Raw genomic sequence first — 19,445 nt, forward strand, 5'->3', positions numbered from 1 at the left:
ACGACGTCGTCGAGATCGATCTGCGCGACGTCCCACCGCTGGTTCCGCTAGACCACGGTCAACCCGGGCACTTCGTCTGGGATGAAACGCTCGTGTCCAGAACAGCTAGACGAGTAGTTCCGATGTGGCTCAGTGGTCGTAGGCGATCAATGACCTGGTGACGGGCGCTCCAATGGTGCGGTTGTGCCAGATCGCGCAGGTGAGCGCCAAGATGCGCTGAGCCACCCGGATGCCGACGCCTTCGATGGTCCGGCCGCCGTGCTGTTCAAGGCCGAGCTGGCCTTTGAGGGTGTCGTTGACGGACTCGATCAGCTGCCGGACCGTCTTGAGCAGCGACTCTCCCGGGCGGGGTGTGCCGCGGTTGCGGTAGGAGGGTCGCAGCAGGCTGACACCCCGGGCGGCCAGGAAACGATCCAACTCGGCGGCGATGTAGCCCTTGTCGGCCAGGATCAGCAGCCCGGGCCGGGCGGCGAGCAGGCCGGGTTCCAGGTCGCAGATCGCCATCAGCACCTGGCGTTCGTCGACCTTGGGGTCGGCCAGGGCCCAGGTGATGGGCAACCCGGCCGGTGTGCAGATCAGATGGAGCTTCAGTCCCCAGTAGAAACGCGAGTGGGAGTGGCAGTAGCCGTAGCTGGCCCAGCCGGCCAGGTTCGAGCGCAGGACGGCGGCCCGGGAGCGGACGCACTCCACCGGGGTGGAGTCCACGATCCAGCACTGGTCGGCCCACAGGTCGGTGTCGGCGGCCAAGGACCGGATCACCTGCTTGGCCAGGGGCAACGCCGCGCGCAGGCGCTTGTTGTAGCCGGGCCGCTGAGGCAGGTAGGGGAACATGCCGTGCAGGTGGGCGTGGGCGAAACGCCGCCAGCGGGCTTCGCCGTGGAACCCGAGGATGGCTTGGGCTACGGCCAGGGTGAGCAGTTCGGCGTCGGTGAGCCAGGGCGGACGTCCCCGTCGTCGCCGGGTCTTCAGCCGGTCATCGATGTGGACGTACAGTGCCGTTAAGAGGGTGTCTAATTCGGTCGTCACAACCCGATGTTGGACACCCTCCCCACGTCGGAGAACCCTGAATTTGGAACTACTCGTCTAGATGTACTCGAGGGAGTCCTCGACCCGGACCTCAAGGAAATGCTCGTTCGGCGGCACCACCGATGTCCAGTTACTCAGACTCTGCAGCAATTCCTCGCCGGGAGGGTCCCACCCGAATGCGGCGCAAAGGATATGCATGGCCAGTCGAGGAGGGACGGCATTTCCGATCTGCTGGCCCACGTCTTTCCCCGACCACGGATAGTCGACGGGGAAAGTCTGGAGACAGCCGGCTTCCGCGAGAGAGAAGCGATCCAGTTCGACGCCGTCCGGCGAGACCACGCGGTTGCGGGATATCTTCCCGGTCACTGTCGTGGAAGGGTTCGAGGAGGATCGACGGCCGCGGGCTTTGGGGTCGCCGCCGGTCCCGTAATTCGAGATCACGAGGAACGGTGACTGTCGGTCGAGCACGTCAGCCATGCTTCGCCATGGCAGAAGGGATTGGTTTCCGGCTTCTCGCGGTATTCCCTTCCGGTAGGACCGGTGCGTGGGGCGCGGCAGAGCCACTGGCTCGTCACCTTTCCCCGCGATCAACACAGCCCTTCTTCGGGTCTGCGGGACGCCGTACTCCTCGGTGCACAGGATGCCGCAGTCCACGGAATAACCTTCGTCCTCCAGTGCTCTGGCATACGCTTCCCACACCGGAAGGACTGCTGGAACCTGTTCGAGCACGATCGCGCGGTACGCGGTGTTCCTGTCGTCGTCGATGGCCTCCAGTGCCCAGCGAAGAGGCTCCAGGACGAGACCGGTTCGTTCGTCCTCCAGTTTGCCGAGATCCCGATCGATCCCTTCTCGATCTTCCCTTGCGACCATTCGTTTCACGAAGCCGAGGACATCGTCGAGCGCTCTGCGCCCCGCTCCTGTGCCGGCAACGGTGAAAGTCTGGCAAGGTGGTCCACCTGCCAGGACATCCGCTTCTGGAAAGTCGGAAGGACCACGGCGTCGTACGTCGTCCTCCACCGTGGCCAGGCCCGCGGCCCGACGTGTCTCGCACGCCGAGGCATCCCATTCGACGCCCACCGTGGAAATGCCGAGCTTCTCCGCCGCCACGTCGAGCCCACCTGGACCGGCGAACAGATCGACGATTTTGACAGGGTGCACTTGATCTCCAGGGGTGTTTCGTTCGGGACGATGTTGCCACGGCTTCGCTGGGTTTGCGCCGAAGACGTCAAGCGGGGCCGATGTCGACACAGAGTACTGATGACATCCGACAGTATTGGCGTCGCTACTTTTCGTAGTCGGTTGCTCGACGCACCGGTCGACGTGATTCCGCCCGGATCACGATCTCGTTGGCGCGGCTGATCATTTCATTCCCGACAGGAGATCAGAGCCGGGCGGTACGGTTGTCATGTGGTATCCATGCCTTCTCCCAGTTCGATCGGTGTGTCGGCTCGAATGAGCAAGCAGCGTCGCAGGGACACCGCTCCGGAGATCTCTGTGCGAAAACTTCTGCACGCCCAGGGGCTGCGGTATCGGGTGGCATGGCCGATTCCCGGGATGAAGCGCAGGTCGGTCGATGTGGCCTTCACGCGGGCGAAGGTCGCGGTCTTCATCGATGGTTGTTTCTGGCACTCCTGTCCTGAGCACGCCACGCGCCCTGCTGCGAATGACACGTGGTGGTCGGAGAAGCTGGCGAAGAACACCGCCCGCGATGTGGCCACGAACGAGCACCTGCTGCAGGCGGGGTGGCGGGTGGTCCGGGTCTGGGAGCACGAGGATCCCGTGGAGGCGGTGACTCGCATCATCGAAGAAGTGATGCGGTCACTGACCGACAGGACGTCTCCGGGCACAGGTTCCCTGTTGCAGGTGCCGGCCCGAGAGTGATGGGGCGGTCCGTGCTCAGTCAGATGCCACATTTTTCTGGAGACCCGCGCCGTCACCCTGCAGACGTGTGACTGTCTCACCTGTAAGCGCGAGGCACAGGTCCTTGACCTGCTGATCAGAAAGGGCGCGTACGTCGAGGAAGGCCAGGTATCGGCGCAGCCGGGCCGTGACGTCGCGGATCACGGCTCTACGAGGAGCCTCGGCACCGAGTTCGATGACCGCTCGAGCCAACTCCCTCGTCAGCCGGGGATCGCCACCGATGCTGCGACGTTCCAAGAGCTGATTGAGATCGCTCTCGTTCAGCGCGGCCAGGACATGTTCGTGCCCGGCGAACACCACTGCCTGCCACCAGAGACGGGCCCAGGTGTGTCTAGTGAGGTCGGTGGCGATCCATCGTTCCTTGTTGTCGGGCCCGAAACGCCACATGGTCACGTGAGGAAGAGCCACCAGAGAGAGGAAGGACCACAGATCCCGATTGCCTGCTTCCGCCCATGACAGATCCAAATGACCGCGGATCACTTTGGCCGCGTGCCGGTCGAAGGAGATCCGGGCGTCGATCCCCGCTGTTTCCGGGAACCCGTTCTCCCTGGCCAAGGTCGTCACGGCGTCGATCAGCCCTCGTACGCGCCTCGTCGACACCCGGCCTCCGACCGGTGCCCACATCTGGTCAGGATGGCTTTCCTTGTACGCGGGTGGTCGCCCTGCGACGACTTCGTCGTACACGGCGGCTCCGACGACCGCGGGGAGATGCGGCCAAAGTTCGCTCATTGAAAGATCCGTCCCCTGCCCAGGTTTCTCGTCGCACCGGCGATCTGGGTTCTGAACTCCGCGAGGTCCCCTGCTGACGGCGGCGCGACGGAGTGCGACGGTGACGCGGCGAGTGTTCTCGCCAGGATGTCCCCCACGCTGTCCGGCGGCCATTCGTCACGTTCCACGAGTTCGGCGCGCAGGTGCAGGGCCAGTTCCAGGAGCAGCATGGCGACCCCCGCCTGGAGCTCGTCGAGCAGGGCCTGTTGTCTCCTGTCCTTGGTGCCACGAGTCACCGCTGCGCGCAACTCGCGGTCGCGTTTGTTGACAAGGACACGGAACGATCCGTAGAACGGCGCCGAGAGGTCTGTGCTGGTCTCGAGGTGCCAACTGGCCGTGGGGGACAGCCGCGTGTGAGAGAAGTCGATCTCGTGCACCGGGAACATCGAGGACATGCTCTCGAGTACCACTCGTTGAACATCGTCGGCGAGCACCGAGCCGGGGACGGTGGCCACACCGGCTGCCCGATCGAAGGAGGGGCGGACGAGACTGATGGTGCTCCGCAAGGACAGTGTCCCGGACAGGCGCTCGCCCTTGAGAGTAGTGTCCACGACAGCCGCACCGTTCATGTCGAAGTACGCCGGGGGTGCCGCTTCCGTCATGTCGGTGGTCGAGCTCGTCCAGGAGAGGGTCACTGCGACATCGGCGAGGTCAAGACCTGTCTCTTCGACGAAACGCCCGACGTCGACCCGCACCCGGCGAGCTGCTCGCAGATCAGTTCCTGGGTCCCAACCATCGATCGTGCTCGGCAAGGACTTCCATTCCTGCGCGTCCAGCAGGAACCACGGCTCCCAGACGACGGTCCCTGGATTCGGTACCAGATATGGTCGGACGTCAGCCGGCATCGGACCCGACCTGACTCACTCGGAAACGCACGACAGCGTCAGGTACGTGTGTGCCGTACACATACCAGTTCGATTCCGGCCCTGCCGGTATCCGGACGATCCTTCCTGGCTCCAGGACACCACTGGCCGACTGCCACTGCAAGATCTGTGGCACAGCGGCACCGAGCGGGGGTTCGCTCTCGCGGCCGCCACCTTCCACCACGACCTCGACATCCGCAGCCACGAATCGCTCGATCTCCGCCGCAGGAACTTTGACGGTCGCGACCAGATACGGTCGTCCCTGATGCACCCGCAGGACTGGGCTTCCCTGCAAGCGCGGCTTGCCGCCTCGTCGCGGTGCGGTCCCACCGGATCCGTTGCCACCGCCCAGGCCGCCGGTCGGGCGTGACCTGCCGGTGGCTCCGCTGCCGCTGTCTCGGACAGTGCTGTCGTCGCCCGGCTCCTCCGGACGCTCGCTCGACCGCGCGGGGACGATACCGGCGAGCATCGCGGAGAGTTGCCCCAGTCCGTGGCCACCTGACCCGCCTGTCTGGGGTCCGAGACCGAGTCGTTCGTCCAATTGCCTCTGCACGAAGGTGCGTGCTCCCTGCACCACCCCCCGCGCTGTCCCGGTCAGGCCTTTGGAGATCCAGTCGTCGTGGGTAGGCGGCTCGGCCGACGCGAACAGCGTGTCCGCATCCTCCGACGCCTTGAACACGGCGCCGTACGCGAGACGGGCGTCAGGGTGGGGTGGACCGGCGAGGTAGTCGACCACGAGTTCGGCGACACGCATGCGGGCGACGTGATGCGAAGGTCCTTCGAACGGTTGCGCCGCTTTGATCAGGAGACGAGTGCTGGTGCTGTCGGCTGCCCCCAAGGCCATGGCGAAGGTACCGCCTTGCCTCGGCGGGACGGTGCGTGAGAAGTCGGCCCCGACACCTGCCCTGATCTCGAGCAGGGCTTCGACGAACGGGGCCAACTCGTCGAAGGTGTGCGGTTCGGGAACGGGTATGTCCGAACCGTTGACGCTCACGACGAATCGCATGCGGCGCCCTTGTTCGTCCGGGACCATCTTCGGCCAGAGGTTCCACAGGATGGACGAGGCGATGAAGTTGACCGCCTCAGCAGGAGTACGTTCGCGCGCCTCCGAGGCCGATCCGACGGCACCCAGATCCGCGGCCAGGACGACGATGTCCGTGCCGGTTCCTTGGTTGTCGAAGCCCGGCAGGCCCAAGGCCCTGGAGACGGTGTCGGCCTCCGCGGAGAGGATGGGGTCCGGTACGTCGTCGTCCGCCACGACCCCCCACCAGTGCCGCCCGGTGAACCGGCGCTCGCCGAGGTACCAACTGTGCCCGAGCGCGGCACCCATCAGCCGACGGGCTTGAGGCCCGCCGGTGGCGAAGGAGTGGGTGTCGACGAGGATCGCGCCGGCTCGACTCAGTCGGTAGAAGATGCCCTTGCCGAATCCGTATGTGCCCCCGCCGAAACGGTGGTCACTGGGCTCCCCGACGTTCCGAAGGAACTGCACGAAGTCCGGGGTGTCGCTCTCCCGAGCCCGCTCCCCGGCACGGAGAGGACCACCGAGGCCTCTGGTGTTGCGGTCGGACACCACGAGCACGACGGTCTCCGGCAGGAGTAAGGGCCCAAGGTCCACTTTCGACTCGCCCGACGGCCCGGGCAGCAGGAGTTCACGCCAGGTACTCGCATCGTCGCCGAGCACCCGGACATCGATGCGGAAGTGCACCTCGCCTTCGGGGAGGCGAGCATCCCAACTGTTCTGCGCCGCCTCCCTCACCAGGACCGTCAACGGATCGAGCGCGGGCCGCCCCAGCTGCTTGATGATGCCCTCGGCAGCGGCGGAGCCTTCCGGCGCGAACGGTTGTGACCACCATCGAGCGTTCACCGGACGGCCTCCTCCGCGATCTCCGCCAGTGACGCGCCAGTACTGTGAGGGAGCACAGCGGCAAGATCGATCTGATAAGTGAGTTCTCCGACGCCGTCGGGGAGTGAGCCCGCGATGAGCGATGACGGGACGACACGTGGGGTGTCCGGGCCGACCACGATTCTGCGTATCTCCTCGGTGGCGAAGCGATCCACGTCAGGGTGATCCGGTTGCTGCGACCATCCCGCTGCCGAAAGTCGCGAGCGGAACTCGGTCTGCGACGCCACTGAGCCTCGGAGATGCTCCACGAGGTCGGTCACGGTCCACCCGTCGAGATCCTCGGTCACACGGAGAAGCACGAGGTCCAAGGGCCGCCCGTCGTGCGTGTCCAACTGTTCCAAACCATGTACGACGATGCTGTCACTGGCCTGGCCCAGGGCCTTCACCTCGATGCACCGCGCGGCGGCCTCGAAGTCGTGGGGTTCCCTGAGCGGACCTCTCCATGCGCCCACGGGAAAGTGGGGATCGGCCCCGACCAGCGACGAGAGTACCGTGAGCTCGGCGAACAGCCCCATCTTGCCCTGATATGAGAGCCCGCGAAGTGGGGTATTGCGGAAGAGCCGCCGCCATCGTGCGATGGCGTCGATCGCTGCCGCCGCCGGCAGATCTGCGCCCGAGACGGCTTCCAGCACATCGGTCACGACCTCGTCGAACTCCGGGAACAGGCCGGGTTCGGTGCACGACAGGTCGACGTACGAGGTCGTGGACCCGCCGAAGTCGAGCTTCCGGATCACTGTGCTGAGCGCTGCCGGACGCGGATCCACCGAGACGGTCTCGTCGCTCGCGGGAACGAGAAGATGACGGGCGCCCGCCCCGTCGATCGCCACGCGGCACGGCTGCGCATGACACACCACATCCAGCGGGAAGGAAGCCAGTTCCCTGGCGCGCGGCAGGATCAGGACGGCCCAGGCCCGTTCCAGCGCACTGAGTTCGAGGTCCGTCATGTCACGTCCTCGGTGTCGATGCCGAGAGCCTCGTCGACGTTCTCGCTCTCGACGTCGGTCAGGTCGACCGCGACGTGTGTGGCCTGGATGCTCTTGGTGCGGACGTCGCCCGGAAACGTGATGCCGAGTCCGACGACCGCCTGCGCCGCGTTCAGAGCCATCCGCCTCGGGACCGTCACTTCGGTGTCCTGCGGTTTGACGGGCTCGCTCGTGGGGTCGATCAGATAAAGGACGACCAGGCCGCGGTCGCGCAGAACAGGGTGCTGATTGCGCAGGGCGACCAGTTCGGTCTCGCCCTTGGCCCTCGCCTGCGCTGTCGTGAGGCCGAGGTCGAGCGCGCGGTCCTGCTTGCTCATCAGGGTCTTGATGTCGGCCGGCCCGTCCTTGTCGCCGATCATCCTGGACCGGACCGCGTACTTGATTTCCAGGCCGCCCAGCGTCGCGTCACCCCCGTCGCCGACAACGACGGCGACGGACCACATCGCCAGGCTCGGGGGATCACTGGTGAGCTGCTGGTCAATGTATTTGATCATCAGTGTCGGCTCGAGGTCAGGCGATTCCTTGTGCACCTGATATCGCGACAGGAAGGTCTTCACCAGTGACACGGGGACGTCGCGGATCAGCCGCGCCCCTCCGAGGTCCTCGACCTGTCCGTGCCGGACAGCCTCCTGCACCAGGTTCTCCGCGGCCTGACGATTGAGGTCCAGCCAGTCGGTGTCCAGGTGGTTGAAGTACCGGGTCTGCAACCGGCGCCCTGCATAGGAGATGAAAGCCGGTTGGGCGGCGCCCATCTTGGCGGTGATCCGAAGCGCGGGATGTGTCCGGATCCTCACCGCCACCTGGGAAGGTGTGAGGTTCTCCCTCTGATAGCGGTCGATGTCGTCCCGCATCTCGTGCTCGACGGTGGCGAGATGCCGGAACGCCGACTCGAGACTCGGTGTCATCCAGATCCGGGGGAGGTCCTCATACCCGGTTCGATACCCGAACCAACGGCCCATCTGGAGCAACGTGTCGTACGCTGTCGCACCCCGGATGAAGAAGCTGACGACGAGCCCTTCCAGGGTCAGTCCTCGGGACAGGGTGTTCCCGCCGACCGCGATGGCGACCACGGAAGGTTCGGAGTAGTCCAGCCGGTCCTGACTGCGGTAGTTGTCGAGGACGATCCGTGTGTCGGTGATGGCGTCCCTCAGATAAGGCTGCACATCCTCGAACGTGTTCTGCGTCCGGCCGAAGTCCGTGGCCGGGACCTTGGACGATTCCTTCTCCCACAGGTTCCGCCACTCATCGAGAACGTCGGGCCGGCCTGAGCTGAGGCCCTCTGCTGCCTGCCGCTGCAACCGCAGCAAAGGCGCTCGGTAGCTCTCATGGACCGCGATCTTGACCGACGTGTGGATGAGCATCGTGCTGTGATCGCTGTCCCCACGCGCACGACGAGCAGCGGTCGCCAGCCAGAACCAACGGACGGCATCCCTCAGTTCGTCGATCATCGTGGGGGCGAACCCGTCTGCGGACTCCTTGCTGCCAGGGCGTAGGAGGTGGACGTCCTCCTCCTCGACCCGACGAACCATGTCGTAGCCGTCAGGAGGTCCCTGCTCGTCGGAAGCCTCCTGTTCTACGGCATTACGACCGAAGATCTTCTCGGGGCCGAAGTATCCATCCGGGCGCGGCAGGTTGAGGATGAACGACTTCGGATAGAGGTCGTCCTGGGTCGGATCCACGAACACGTTGGCGAAGGGCGTCGCGGTGTATCCGACGTAGGTGCACCGCGGCATGAGGCTCAGGAGCTTGCGGATGAGCGGATTGATCCGCCCCGTGGCCACGGAGGCCTGGTCCGCCTCGTCGTCGATGATCAGTACGGGTGCGGAGGCGAGCGCCTTTCGGCTGTTCGTCGTGTCCAGCCACTTGATGAGTTTGTCCAGGACGGCTGCGTTCTTCTTGACGACTGCCAGGACGGTCTTCTCATCGCTGAGCGCGGCCGACGCCTCGTGGGTCTGTTCCACGAAATCGCGAGCCTCTCCCGTCAGCGTCATCCACCGGTCGGGATTGAGGTCCTTCAGATACTGGTCGAGTCGTACCTGTGTCTGACGGCGAAGTCCGTTGTGGATACCGGACAGGACGATGACGAGGCGGTACCGGACGTCCGCCATCTTCGCGATGACTGCGGTGAAGTTGGTGGTCTTCCCGCTCTGCACGTACCCCACTACGAGACCTTTGGAGTCCCAGGTGGAACGGTCCGGTCGGGGCGTGTGGGCGACAACAGTGCTGGACGAATGGTCGACGGAGGAGATGCGCTCGTCAGGCCAGTTTTCTGCCTTGAACTGGTCCTTGAGCGCCAACCAGTAACGGTCGGACTCCCCGGGCCCGCTGTACCAGTCGTCGGACCCGGCGGTGATGATCGGTGGACCGCCTGCCTGTACCTTCGCTCTGTCACTCTCGAACTGTCGGCGGAACTTGTCGATGGTCGGTTCCGGCAACGAGTCAGAGAAGCTGTCCACGGCCGCTTCCACGCCATGCCGCCTGGCCCAGTCCGCGAAGACTGTGTACAGACCCAAGATTCCTCACCCTTTTCCTGCCTCAGGCGAGAAATTTAGCCGAGAAGAGCAAAGACGACCATGAAGCTCCTAAGTGGAGCTCCCAAATAGTGGGATTTATGCTCATGTGTCCTTGGGAGTGTCTCGGCAACTGGGTCAGCCGCGTCGTCCGTGACGCCGAGCGCTGCCGCTGCCGGCAGGTCGGGTCTGGGGTGCTCCGGAGCCCTCACGATCACTGGCGCACGACCCGCTCAGACGCGTAGGTCCGACCAGATTCCGTGGTCGGCCACGCTGAGCACCGCCGACAGCCCCGCCTCGTCGAAGGCCGTCTCCACCTCGGCCCGTCCTTCGGTGAAATGGGTCCACCCGTCGTAGTGCGCGGGAATGACGACGTCCACACCCAGTACCGCGGCGGTCGCCGCCACCAGCCGTCCGTCCATGGAAACCGGCCGTTCGCGGAATTTTCCCTTAACGCGGGCCGCCCCCGCGTTGAGTACCGCCGCGTCGATTTCCGGGACACCCCGGGCGATCTGTCCCACCACCCGCATCGACGCGTTGTCGCCGCTCACATAAACGGTCGGCAGCCCCCGTCCGGACAGCACGAACCCGGTCACCTCGCAATTCACGAAGCCCTCCGCGTCCCGTTCTCCGTCTTCGGGTCCGTGGACGGCGGGGACCGTGAGAAAGAAAAGGTCGCCGCCTCCATCGGGGCGCAGCACCGTAAAGGTCGTCCAGGGTTCAAGACCCCGTCCATTCAATCGGCCGGCCGCACTCGGCACCGTAAGAGTCAAAGGGGCCGCGGAAGCGAAGGCGCGCCCCCGGTCGTCAAGGTTGTCAGGGTGGGCGTCGTGGCTGACCAGGACCACGTCAACAGGGCCGAGCGCCGTCTCATCCACCACAGGAGGAAGAGTTTTGGTCAGGTAGCCATGGGGGCCGGCGTCGTCGAAAGTGGGGTCGACGACGATTCGCAGGCCGCCCATGTCGATGACGGTCGTCGGGCCGCCCAGTACCGTCGCCGCGCAGACACGTCTCGGCAGTATTTGCTCACTAACATGCTTGCTCACGGGTCAATGCTGCCTGTCGGCAAGTGACCTCAGTGGCCGACACACCGCCCTACCCGTACACAAAGCAGCAGGTAGAACGCTATCCGTTAGGTGAAGTGCGCGGCGTCCCAATCTGGACAGGCCGGTTGGCAATATCTCATCTAGCGGGACATATGACAGCTAACTAAACTCCGTGAGAGATCGGAACGTTCTAAGCCGAACGATCCGGTTATCGTCAACCAACCGGGGAGGGTTGCGGCCCTTTTGCGTGTCCATTTTTGGACGCTGCCCGGGGGGTGCCGCGATTCCTCTGCGTGTGGTGACGAGTCCCTCAGCACCCATGGAGGTTTCGTGTCAAGGTTAAGACTGACCGTCGCCACGGCCGCAGCAGTCGGCCTGGTGGCTGCGTTGGTCCCGGCCGGATCGGCGATCGCCGATCCGACGCCGTCTCCGACCCCGTCGTTCACCGCGACGCCGCTGACCAACCCCGAGCTGGTGTTCGGGGCCAAGTCGCTCACCGGCCAGCTTGCCGAAAGCGATGAGGCGCTGCTCAAGGCGACCTCGCCGGCGCCGGTCAACGTCGTCGTGAAGCTCGACTACGACTCGCTCGCCGCCTACAAGGGCGGGGTCAGCGGGTTCGCGGCCACCAGCCCGAGCGTCACCGGCAAGGATCTCGACCCGGACAGCGCCGCGGCCGAGAAGTACGTCACGCACATCGAGGGCATCGAGAACAAGTTCCTCGCCGCGCTTCCGGGTGAGGTCGCGGGCGCCAAGGTCGGGCAGAAGCTGCGGACCGTCTACGGCGGCGTCGCGCTGACCGTGCCGGCCAACGAGGCCAAGGACCTGCTGAAGCTGCCGGGTGTGGCCGCCGTGCAGGAAGACGGTCTGTCGCAGCCGCTCACGGACTCCAGCCCCGACGCCATCGACGCCACGCCGGTCTACAACTCGCTCGGCGGTGCGCCGAACTCGGGCAAGGGTGTCATCGTCGGCATCCTGGACTCCGGTCTCTGGCCGGAGCACCCGTCGGCCGCGCCGAACGCGAACATCCCGGCGCCCCCGGCGAAGGCCGACGGCACGCCGCGCACCTGTGACTTCGGGGACAACCCGCTCACCCCGGCCACCGACGTGTTCGTCTGCAACAACAAGCTGATCGGCGGCCAGCCGTTCCTCGACACCTACAACGCCGTCGTGGGTGGGGACATGTACCCCGATTCGGCTCGTGACTCGAACGGGCACGGCACCCACACCGCCACCACCGCAGCCGGCAGCCCGGTCGCGGACGCCAACCCGCTCGGCATCTCGCGCGGCCCGATCCACGGCATCGCGCCCGCCGCGCACCTGTCGGTCTACAAGGTCTGTGGCGCGGACGGCTGCTACCAGTCCGACTCCGCCCAGGCGGTGGCGCAGGCGATCCTCGACGGTGTCGACGTGATCAACTTCTCCATCTCCGGTGGTGCGAACCCGTACACCGACCCGGTTGAGCTGGCGTTCCTCGACGCCTACGCGGCCGGTGTGTTCGTGGCGGCCTCGGCCGGCAACTCCGGTCCCGGCGCGGCCACGACCGACCACCGCTCGCCGTGGGTGACCACGGTCGCGGCGAACACCCAGAAGCGGACCTTCGAGTCGACCATCACCTTCACCGGTGGCGGCCCGACCCTCAAGGGCGCCTCGATCACCGCCGGCGTGGCGGCCGCGACCCCCGTGGTCCTGGCCTCGGCGCCGCCGTACAGCAACGCGCTCTGCACCACCCCCGCTCCGGCCGGCCTGTTCGTCGGCAAGATCGTGGCGTGTGAGCGTGGCCCGAACCGCGTGCTCAAGGGCTTCAACGTGAAGCAGGGCGGCGCAGTCGGCATGATCCTTTACAACAGCACGCCGCTCGACATCATGACCGACAACCACTGGTTGCCGACCGTGCACATCGACAAGCCGGCGACCGACGTTCTGCTCGCTCACCTCGCCGCCACTCCCGGTGCGACGGCGAGCTTCACCCAGGGCACCAAGACCAACTGGCAGCGCGACGTCATCACCACGTTCTCCTCGCGTGGCCCCGGCGGCGACTTCCTGAAGCCCGACGTGACCGCCCCTGGTCTGCACATCCTGGCCGGCGCGACCCCGACGCCGGAGTCCCCGCTGGAGGGCCCGCCCGGGAACCTCTACCAGGTGATCGCCGGCACCTCGATGTCGTCCCCGCACGTCGCGGGTGCGGCGGCGCTGGTCTTCGCGGCCAACCCCGGCTTCACCCCCGGCCAGGTCAAGTCCGCCCTGGAGACGACGGCCCGCACCAACGTCACCAAGCAGGACCGGGTCACCCCGGCCGACCCGTTCGACATGGGCGGCGGCCGCATCGACCTGAGCCAGGCGTACAACTCGGTTCTGACCATCGACGAGACCGCGGCCGACTTCGCGGCCTCGGCGGCCGACCCGCTGAACCGCATCGACCTGAACATCCCGTCGGTGAACGCGCCCACCATGCCGGGCCAGATCACCACCACGCGGACCGTGAAGAACGTCACGGACGAGCAGGTCGAGTACACCGCCCGCGGCAAGAACACCTCCGCCGGCACCTCCATCACCGTCACCCCGGCCCGTTTCACCGTCGAGCCCGGCGCGACCCAGGAGCTGACCATCACGATCAGCGCCCCGGACGTCCCGGACGGCCAGTACTTCGGTGAGATCGACCTCCGCCAGGAGGACGGCAACAAGGACCACCACATCCCGGTGGCGTTCTACCGCCAGGAAGGCGCGATCCCGGTCGACCAGACCTGCGCCCCCTCGACCATCGCCAAGAACACCGGCGAGTCGACCTGCACCGTCACCGTGAACAACGGCACCCTGAACGACACCGAGGTCACCGCCACCAGCGTGCTCGACGGCCGCCTGCGGCTGAACAGCGTCACCGGCGCGACCCAGGTCAGCACCCAGGAGGCCACCGTCACCACCACGCTCGACGGCCGCCAGCCGGACGAGCCGGTCATCGCGCCGGGTGAGCTGTTCGGCTACATCCCGCTCGACGCGTTCGGCACCGCCCCGACCCCGGTCGGCGACGAGCAGGCGGTGAACTTCAACGTTCCGTCGTACAAGTTCGCCGGGCAGACGTTCAGCCGCATCGGCATCACGTCCAACGGCTACCTCGTGGCCGGCGGCACCAACGGCTCGGCGGACATCCAGTTCACCCCGCAGACGCTGCCCGACGCGACCCGCCCGAACGGCGTTCTCGCGCCGTTCTGGACCGACCTCGACGGCACCACCGCTCCCGGCGTCTACGCGACCACGCTGACCGACGGCGTGGGAACGTGGATCGTCGTCGAGTGGCGGCTGAAGCTCTACGGCACCAACACCCTGCGCACGTTCCAGGCGTGGATCGGCGTCAACGGAGGGGCCGAGGACATCACCTTCGCCTACCCGGGCGCGCTGCCCTACCCGGGCCCCGCGTACGGCCTGACCGTGGGCGCCGAGAACGCCGACGGCACGGCGGGTAGCCAGATCCCCGCCGGCACCGGCGTGACCTCCGACTACCGCGTGACCAGCACGCCCGGCGCGCCGGGCGAGACCCTGACCTACACCATGAAGGTCAAGGGCGTCATCACCGGCGTCGGCGCGGTGACCACCTCGGTGGTCACCGACCAGGTCAACGGCGTCACCCAGGAAGTGGACAAGATCACCGTCCAGTAACCCCTGGTAAGGAAACGGGCCCGGCGGTCAGCCGCCGGGCCCGTTTTTCTTTTTCCGCGTGTACGTCGTCACGAAAGCCCCATTGGTGGCCGATGAAAGGCTCGACGGGGTGCCCCGTAAAGTCCTGATATGACTTCCACCCGGTACGCACCGAACGGCATGGTTTGCACCATTGATCACCTGGCGTCCGCCGCAGGGGTCGGTGTACTCGAAAAGGGTGGAAGCGCCGCGGACGCGGCGGTGGCGGCCAACGCGGTGCTCGCCGTCACCGCGCCGCACATGTGCGGCCTCGGGGGTGACCTGTTCGCGCTGGTCCACGACGGATCCGGCGTCCACGCCCTGAACGCCTCCGGCCGCGCCGGCAGTGGCGCGGACCCGGCGCGGCTGCGGGCCGAGGGGCAGACGACCATGCCGCATCTGTACGACATCAGATCCGTCCCCGTGCCGGGATGCGTCGACGGCTGGCTCGCGCTGCACACCCGGTTCGGCCGCCTCCCGCTCGCCGAGGTGCTGGCCCCCGCGATCCGCCTGGCGGCGACCGGCTTCCCGGCCTCTCCGCTGCTGGCGCCGGGCGCGTCGTTCATCGGCACGCTGCAGAGCGACTACGCGTCGGTGAAGTCGGTCGGCGACCCGATCAGGCGGCCGGGCGCCGCCCGAGCGTTGGAAGCCATCGCGAAGAGCGGCCGCACCGGCTTCTACCAGGGCGAGTTCGGCCAGGGACTGCTGAAGCTGGGCGCGGGTGAGTACACCGAAGACGACCTGGACAGGGAGCAGGCCGACTGGGTCACGCCGCTGTCCACCCGCGTGTTCGGCCATGACGTGCACACCATCCCGCCCAACTCCCAGGGCTACCTGCTGCTGCTCGCCCTCAGGATCCTGGAGGGCCTCGACCTGCCCGAGGACCCCGCCGACCCGGCCTGGGCCCACCTCCTGATCGAGTCGGCCCGCGCCGCCGGGCACGACCGGCTCGACGTCCTGTACGAGAACGCGACGGCCCCCCTCGACTCCGCGGCGGCCCGCCGGGCTCTGGTCGGCGCGCCGGACCTTCCCGTCCACGCGAAGAAGGGCGACACGACCTATCTGTGCGTCGTCGACGGCGACGGCATGGGCGTCTCGCTGATCCAGTCGAACGCCGCCGGTTTCGGCAGCCTCCTGTTCGAGCCCTCGACCGGCATCAACCTGCACAACCGCGGCATCGGCTTCTCCCTGACGGAGGGCCATCCGGCCGAATACGGGCCCGGCCGGCGCCCGCCGCACACCCTCGCGCCCGCCCTCATCACGAAGGAGGACGGTTCGCTGAGGACCGTCATCGGCACCATGGGCGGCGACGCCCAGCCGCAGATCCTGCTCCAGCTGGTGACGCGGCTCCTCGTCCACGACCAGACCCCTGGAGAGGTGATCGGCGCGTCGCGCTGGGCCCTCGGGTCGGGGACCGGGTTCGAGACCTGGCGGGGCGGCGAGGTCGTCGTCGAGGTCGAGGACGGCGCGACCTGGGGACCAGGATTGTCCGAACGGGGTCACCGGATTGTCCAGGAGAGCTACGGCGACGGTTTCGGACATGCCCACCTGATCGACGTGCTGCCGTCGGGGATGCTGGCGGGCGCGGCCGACCCCCGGGCCCGCATCGGGTCGGCCCTCGGCCGCTGACGGAAACGGGATGATCTGTGGGGTTTGCGGCGTTCGCGGTTGTGAACCCCATTCGTCCCCCGTACACGGAGAACCTCACCCATGACCGACCAGGCGACGAAAATCCTGCGTTCCACCTATGACGAGCTCGCCGCACAGGTCCGCGCCTTCGCGCCGGAGGATCTCGTCCGGCAGTCCGGCGCCGCCGACTGGGACGTCTCCCAGGTGCTCAGCCACCTCGGCAGCGGCGCGGAGATCAACCTCCTGGCCCTCGAAGGCGCGCTGAACGGCACCGGCGCCCCCGAAGGCGACGCCATCCGCGCCATCTGGGCCCGCTGGGACGCGATGTCCCCGGTCGAGCGGGCGAACGCGTTCCTCGACGCCAACGAGAACCACATCGGGCGGCTGGAGGGGCTCGACCCGGAGACCAGGGAGACCCTGCGGATCGCCCTGTGGTTCCCCTCCGAGCCGCTCGACGCCGAGGCGTTCGCCGGGTTCCGGCTGACCGAACTCGCCCTGCACGCGTGGGACGTCCAGGTCGCCTTCGACCCGGGCGCGGTGCTGCGCGAGGACGCCGCCGACCTCCTGCTCGACCGGGTCGCCGGGCTGCTGGCCTGGGCCGGGAAGGGCGATCGGCTGGGCCGGGAGGCCACGCTGGCCCTCCACGTGACCGCGCCGGAGCGGTCGTTCGGGGTGGCCATCGGCGAGAAGGTGGAGATCGTGGACGTGCCGGCCGAGCCCGACGGCGTCCTGACCGCCCCGGCCGAGTGGTGGCTGCGGCTGGCGACCGGACGGCACGCGGCCGAGTACACGCCGCCCGTGGTCGAACTGACCGGTTCGGTTACTTTGGACGAACTGCGCGCGGTTTTCCCAGGCTTCTAATGATTGACAGGGCTGGCGAAACTTGTGACACATGTGACTCCACTGACAGGATGGTCTAGGTGGAGATCAAATATTTAGTGGGCGCGTTGCTCGTGGCCACCACTGGAGTTCTTGTCGCCAGCCCTGCTCAGGCCGCCGCCCCGACCGGCCCTGGAATGGTGAAATGTCCCCGCCCGACCAAGATCGTGGGTAGTGCGAGCCAGTTCGAGAAAGCGCTCGCCTCGGCCCGCGCGGGCGATGTGATCAAGTTGAGGCCGGGCATCTACCGGGGGAATTTCGTCGCCAGGAAATCGGGCGTCAAGAGCCGCCCCATTTTCGTCTGCGGCACCGCCGCCTCGGTGATTGACGGCGGCGGCCCGAAAGGCGGCTACGGTTTCCACATCGACAGGGGAAACTACTGGCGCCTGGTCGGATTCACCGTCAGGAACAGCCAGAAAGGCGTGATGGCCGACCGCAGCTTCGGTTCGATCATCCAGTCGCTGACCGTGCACTCGATCGGCGACGAGGCCATTCATCTGCGCAATTTCAGCAAGTCGAACATCGTCCAGTACAACCGGATCTTCAACACCGGTCTGCGTAAGCCGAAGTTCGGCGAGGGCGTCTACATCGGCACCGCCGAGTCGAACTGGAAGTCCGTCACCGGCGGCCGGATGGACGCGAGCGACGGAAACTGGGTCCGCGGCAACGAGATCAAGTCGACCGCCGAGGCCATCGACATCAAAGAGGGCACCAGCGGCGGCTGGATCGTCGGCAACGTCTTCGACGGCTCCCAGCTGGTCGACGACGGGACGAACGACTCCTGGGTCGACGTGAAGGGCAACAAGTACGTCGTCGAGGGCAACCGGGGCCGCAGCACCCCGCTCGACGGATTCCAGACCCACAAGATCGTCGACGGCTGGGGAACCGGAAACGTCTTCCGGAAGAACGTCATCAATCTGTCCGGCGCGCGAGGTGTCGGAATCAACGACACCGTCGGCGGAAACACGATCACGTGTGACAACAAGGTGACCGGAGGGCCACTTCTCAAAAAGGGTGCATGTTCGTAAATGGCACTTACGATCGGGTTTGGGAGGTTGCATGAACCTGATCGAAGTGCAGGTCCCGGATTTCCGGGGCATGCAGGCACTCAACGCATGGCTGGTCGGCCACGACGCGGGCGTCTTACTGATCGGCCCGTCCCCCGATGGCCCCGAGTCCGTCATGCACGGCATCGTGACCAAACAGGAACCACTCCCCGGAGCGCGGGTGCTGCGCTGGGGGACCGTCAAGGTGTGGATGACCAACCGCGGAGGCGGCTCCGCGGGAGTCCGTGAACCACGCACCCCGAGGCCACCCGTCGGCGGAACGGCAAAGGATCTACCCGAACACTGAGCCTCAGGGCTCCGGACAGACGTACACAAACGACGAATCCGGGGGGCCGCCTTCTGAAGGCGGCCCCCATCGCTCATTCGGCCACGAGGCCGTCGTAGTAGGGCTTCATCGCCGGGTAGTAGGAGTCCCACTCCGGTGCCGGCGCGTCTTCGCGGGACGCCACCAGCGCGTCGAGGTAGAACTCCCAGCCCGGACCGATGTCCCCGACGCCGGTCACGTCGGTCAGGTGCTGGACGAACAGCAGTTCGGTCACCCCGTCGGTCTCGGTGACGATGAGCTCCAGGTGCCAGGCGCCGTGCTCGTCCACCGACGAGAGGACCAGCCGCCGGGGCGGCTCGCACGCCTCGACGCGCATGTCCGTCCAGGGAGCGCCCTCTTCGGACGTCAGCTGGACCTGGATCATCGGGTCGGCGTCACCACGCCACGGGCCGAACCAGCGGGCGGTCCGGTCGGACTCGGTGACACTGGCCCACACGTCGGCGGCGGACGCCTTGAAGGTGCGGGTCAGGCGGAGGTCGTGCCCGACGAGCCTGCCGGTGGGGTTCATGCGGTCTCCCTGTTGTCTTTGCGGGTCCGGTAGACCTCGGTCGTCAGCGCGTCGAGGCGCTGCTCCCAGCCCGCCGGCGTCATGAGCGTCGACAGCCACTGATGCAACTCGGCGAGGCCGTCGGGATTGAGCGAGTAGTAGCGGTGCCGGCCGGACAGATCATCGCGAACCAGCCCGCTCTCGCGGAGCACCCGCAGGTGGCGGCTGATGGCGGGCCGGCTGACGGGGAACCGGGCGGCGATCTCACCGACGGTGAGCCGCTCGTCGCGGACCATGCGCAAAATAGCCCGTCTGATCGGGTCGGCGATCGCCTCTGCGGCCTGGTCCATACGCGGAAGCGTAACCTACG

General features: G+C 66.7%; 16 protein-coding genes. 6 read left to right on the forward strand and 10 right to left on the reverse strand.

Translation table 11 applies throughout. The features are described from left to right. Nucleotides 1-129: 129 nt before the first annotated feature. Nucleotides 130-1,026 (reverse strand): IS982 family transposase, encoded by an 897-nt coding sequence (locus tag AW272_RS03540; protein ID WP_066360978.1) that lies wholly within the window; start codon nucleotides 1,024-1,026, stop codon nucleotides 130-132. 57 nt (nucleotides 1,027-1,083) lie between these two features. Further along, nucleotides 1,084-2,184 carry a DNA cytosine methyltransferase gene (locus AW272_RS03545; protein WP_083957909.1) on the reverse strand — a complete coding sequence of 367 codons (1,101 nt, stop codon included), beginning with the start codon at nucleotides 2,182-2,184 and terminating at the stop codon, nucleotides 1,084-1,086. A gap of 294 nt (nucleotides 2,185-2,478) precedes the next feature. On the opposite strand from AW272_RS03545, the gene AW272_RS03550 reads away from it, so the two are divergent. Then, complete coding sequence (locus AW272_RS03550; protein WP_066360979.1) at nucleotides 2,479-2,907, forward strand: very short patch repair endonuclease; 429 nt, start codon at nucleotides 2,479-2,481, stop codon at nucleotides 2,905-2,907. A gap of 15 nt (nucleotides 2,908-2,922) precedes the next feature. On the opposite strand, the gene AW272_RS03555 is transcribed toward AW272_RS03550, so the two are convergent. The 6 genes from AW272_RS03555 to AW272_RS03580 all read right to left on the reverse strand — a co-directional run bounded on the left by AW272_RS03555 (nucleotide 2,923) and on the right by AW272_RS03580 (nucleotide 10,935). Continuing rightward, complete coding sequence (locus AW272_RS03555; RefSeq protein WP_157518244.1) at nucleotides 2,923-3,630, reverse strand: DUF6339 family protein; 708 nt, start codon at nucleotides 3,628-3,630, stop codon at nucleotides 2,923-2,925. Between the two features lie 41 nt (nucleotides 3,631-3,671). After that, the gene (locus AW272_RS03560; RefSeq protein ID WP_157518246.1) at nucleotides 3,672-4,559 is read right to left on the reverse strand and encodes a hypothetical protein; all 888 of its coding nucleotides are present in this window, start codon (nucleotides 4,557-4,559) and stop codon (nucleotides 3,672-3,674) included. After that, a complete protein-coding gene (locus tag AW272_RS03565) occupies nucleotides 4,549-6,441 on the reverse strand; it encodes a hypothetical protein (protein ID WP_066360982.1) in 1,893 nt (630 codons plus the stop codon). Before AW272_RS03565 ends, AW272_RS03560 begins: the two co-directional genes overlap by 11 nt. Beyond that, nucleotides 6,438-7,424, reverse strand: a complete 987-nt coding sequence (locus AW272_RS03570) for a PD-(D/E)XK motif protein (protein ID WP_066360983.1) — start codon at nucleotides 7,422-7,424, stop codon at nucleotides 6,438-6,440. Before AW272_RS03570 ends, AW272_RS03565 begins: the two co-directional genes overlap by 4 nt. Beyond that, nucleotides 7,421-9,919: a Z1 domain-containing protein gene (locus tag AW272_RS03575; RefSeq protein WP_157518248.1), complete on the reverse strand. Its 2,499-nt coding sequence runs from the start codon at nucleotides 9,917-9,919 to the stop codon at nucleotides 7,421-7,423. The genes AW272_RS03570 and AW272_RS03575 overlap by 4 nt, the downstream gene beginning before the upstream one ends. A gap of 287 nt (nucleotides 9,920-10,206) precedes the next feature. After that, on the reverse strand, nucleotides 10,207-10,935 hold the full coding sequence (locus AW272_RS03580; protein ID WP_083957912.1) for an MBL fold metallo-hydrolase: 729 nt from the start codon (nucleotides 10,933-10,935) through the stop codon (nucleotides 10,207-10,209). 414 nt (nucleotides 10,936-11,349) lie between these two features. Between AW272_RS03580 and AW272_RS03585 the strand changes: the two genes are divergently transcribed. From AW272_RS03585 to AW272_RS03605, 5 genes are all read left to right on the forward strand, one after another. Beyond that, a complete protein-coding gene (locus tag AW272_RS03585; protein WP_245657177.1) occupies nucleotides 11,350-14,670 on the forward strand; it encodes a S8 family serine peptidase in 3,321 nt (1,106 codons plus the stop codon). A 129-nt stretch (nucleotides 14,671-14,799) separates the two neighbouring features. Further along, entirely contained in the window at nucleotides 14,800-16,317 is a 1,518-nt protein-coding gene (locus tag AW272_RS03590; RefSeq protein WP_066360985.1) for a gamma-glutamyltransferase family protein, read from the forward strand. An 81-nt stretch (nucleotides 16,318-16,398) separates the two neighbouring features. Next, nucleotides 16,399-17,178: a maleylpyruvate isomerase family mycothiol-dependent enzyme gene (locus tag AW272_RS03595; RefSeq protein ID WP_066360986.1), complete on the forward strand. Its 780-nt coding sequence runs from the start codon at nucleotides 16,399-16,401 to the stop codon at nucleotides 17,176-17,178. A gap of 59 nt (nucleotides 17,179-17,237) precedes the next feature. After that, nucleotides 17,238-18,224 carry a right-handed parallel beta-helix repeat-containing protein gene (locus tag AW272_RS03600; RefSeq protein WP_157518250.1) on the forward strand — a complete coding sequence of 329 codons (987 nt, stop codon included), beginning with the start codon at nucleotides 17,238-17,240 and terminating at the stop codon, nucleotides 18,222-18,224. 31 nt (nucleotides 18,225-18,255) lie between these two features. Further along, nucleotides 18,256-18,549 (forward strand): PASTA domain-containing protein, encoded by a 294-nt coding sequence (locus AW272_RS03605; protein ID WP_066360988.1) that lies wholly within the window; start codon nucleotides 18,256-18,258, stop codon nucleotides 18,547-18,549. 73 nt (nucleotides 18,550-18,622) lie between these two features. Here AW272_RS03605 and AW272_RS03610 read toward each other — a convergent pair whose 3' ends face one another. Both AW272_RS03610 and AW272_RS03615 read right to left on the reverse strand, forming a co-directional pair. Continuing rightward, a complete protein-coding gene (locus tag AW272_RS03610; RefSeq protein ID WP_066360989.1) occupies nucleotides 18,623-19,096 on the reverse strand; it encodes an SRPBCC family protein in 474 nt (157 codons plus the stop codon). Further along, nucleotides 19,093-19,425, reverse strand: a complete 333-nt coding sequence (locus tag AW272_RS03615) for a metalloregulator ArsR/SmtB family transcription factor (protein WP_066360990.1) — start codon at nucleotides 19,423-19,425, stop codon at nucleotides 19,093-19,095. Before AW272_RS03615 ends, AW272_RS03610 begins: the two co-directional genes overlap by 4 nt. Between the last annotated feature and the right edge of the window lie 20 nt (nucleotides 19,426-19,445).

This window comes from Herbidospora mongoliensis, from assembly GCF_001570545.1.
GTDB classification, from domain to species: Bacteria; Actinomycetota; Actinomycetes; order Streptosporangiales; family Streptosporangiaceae; genus Herbidospora; species Herbidospora mongoliensis.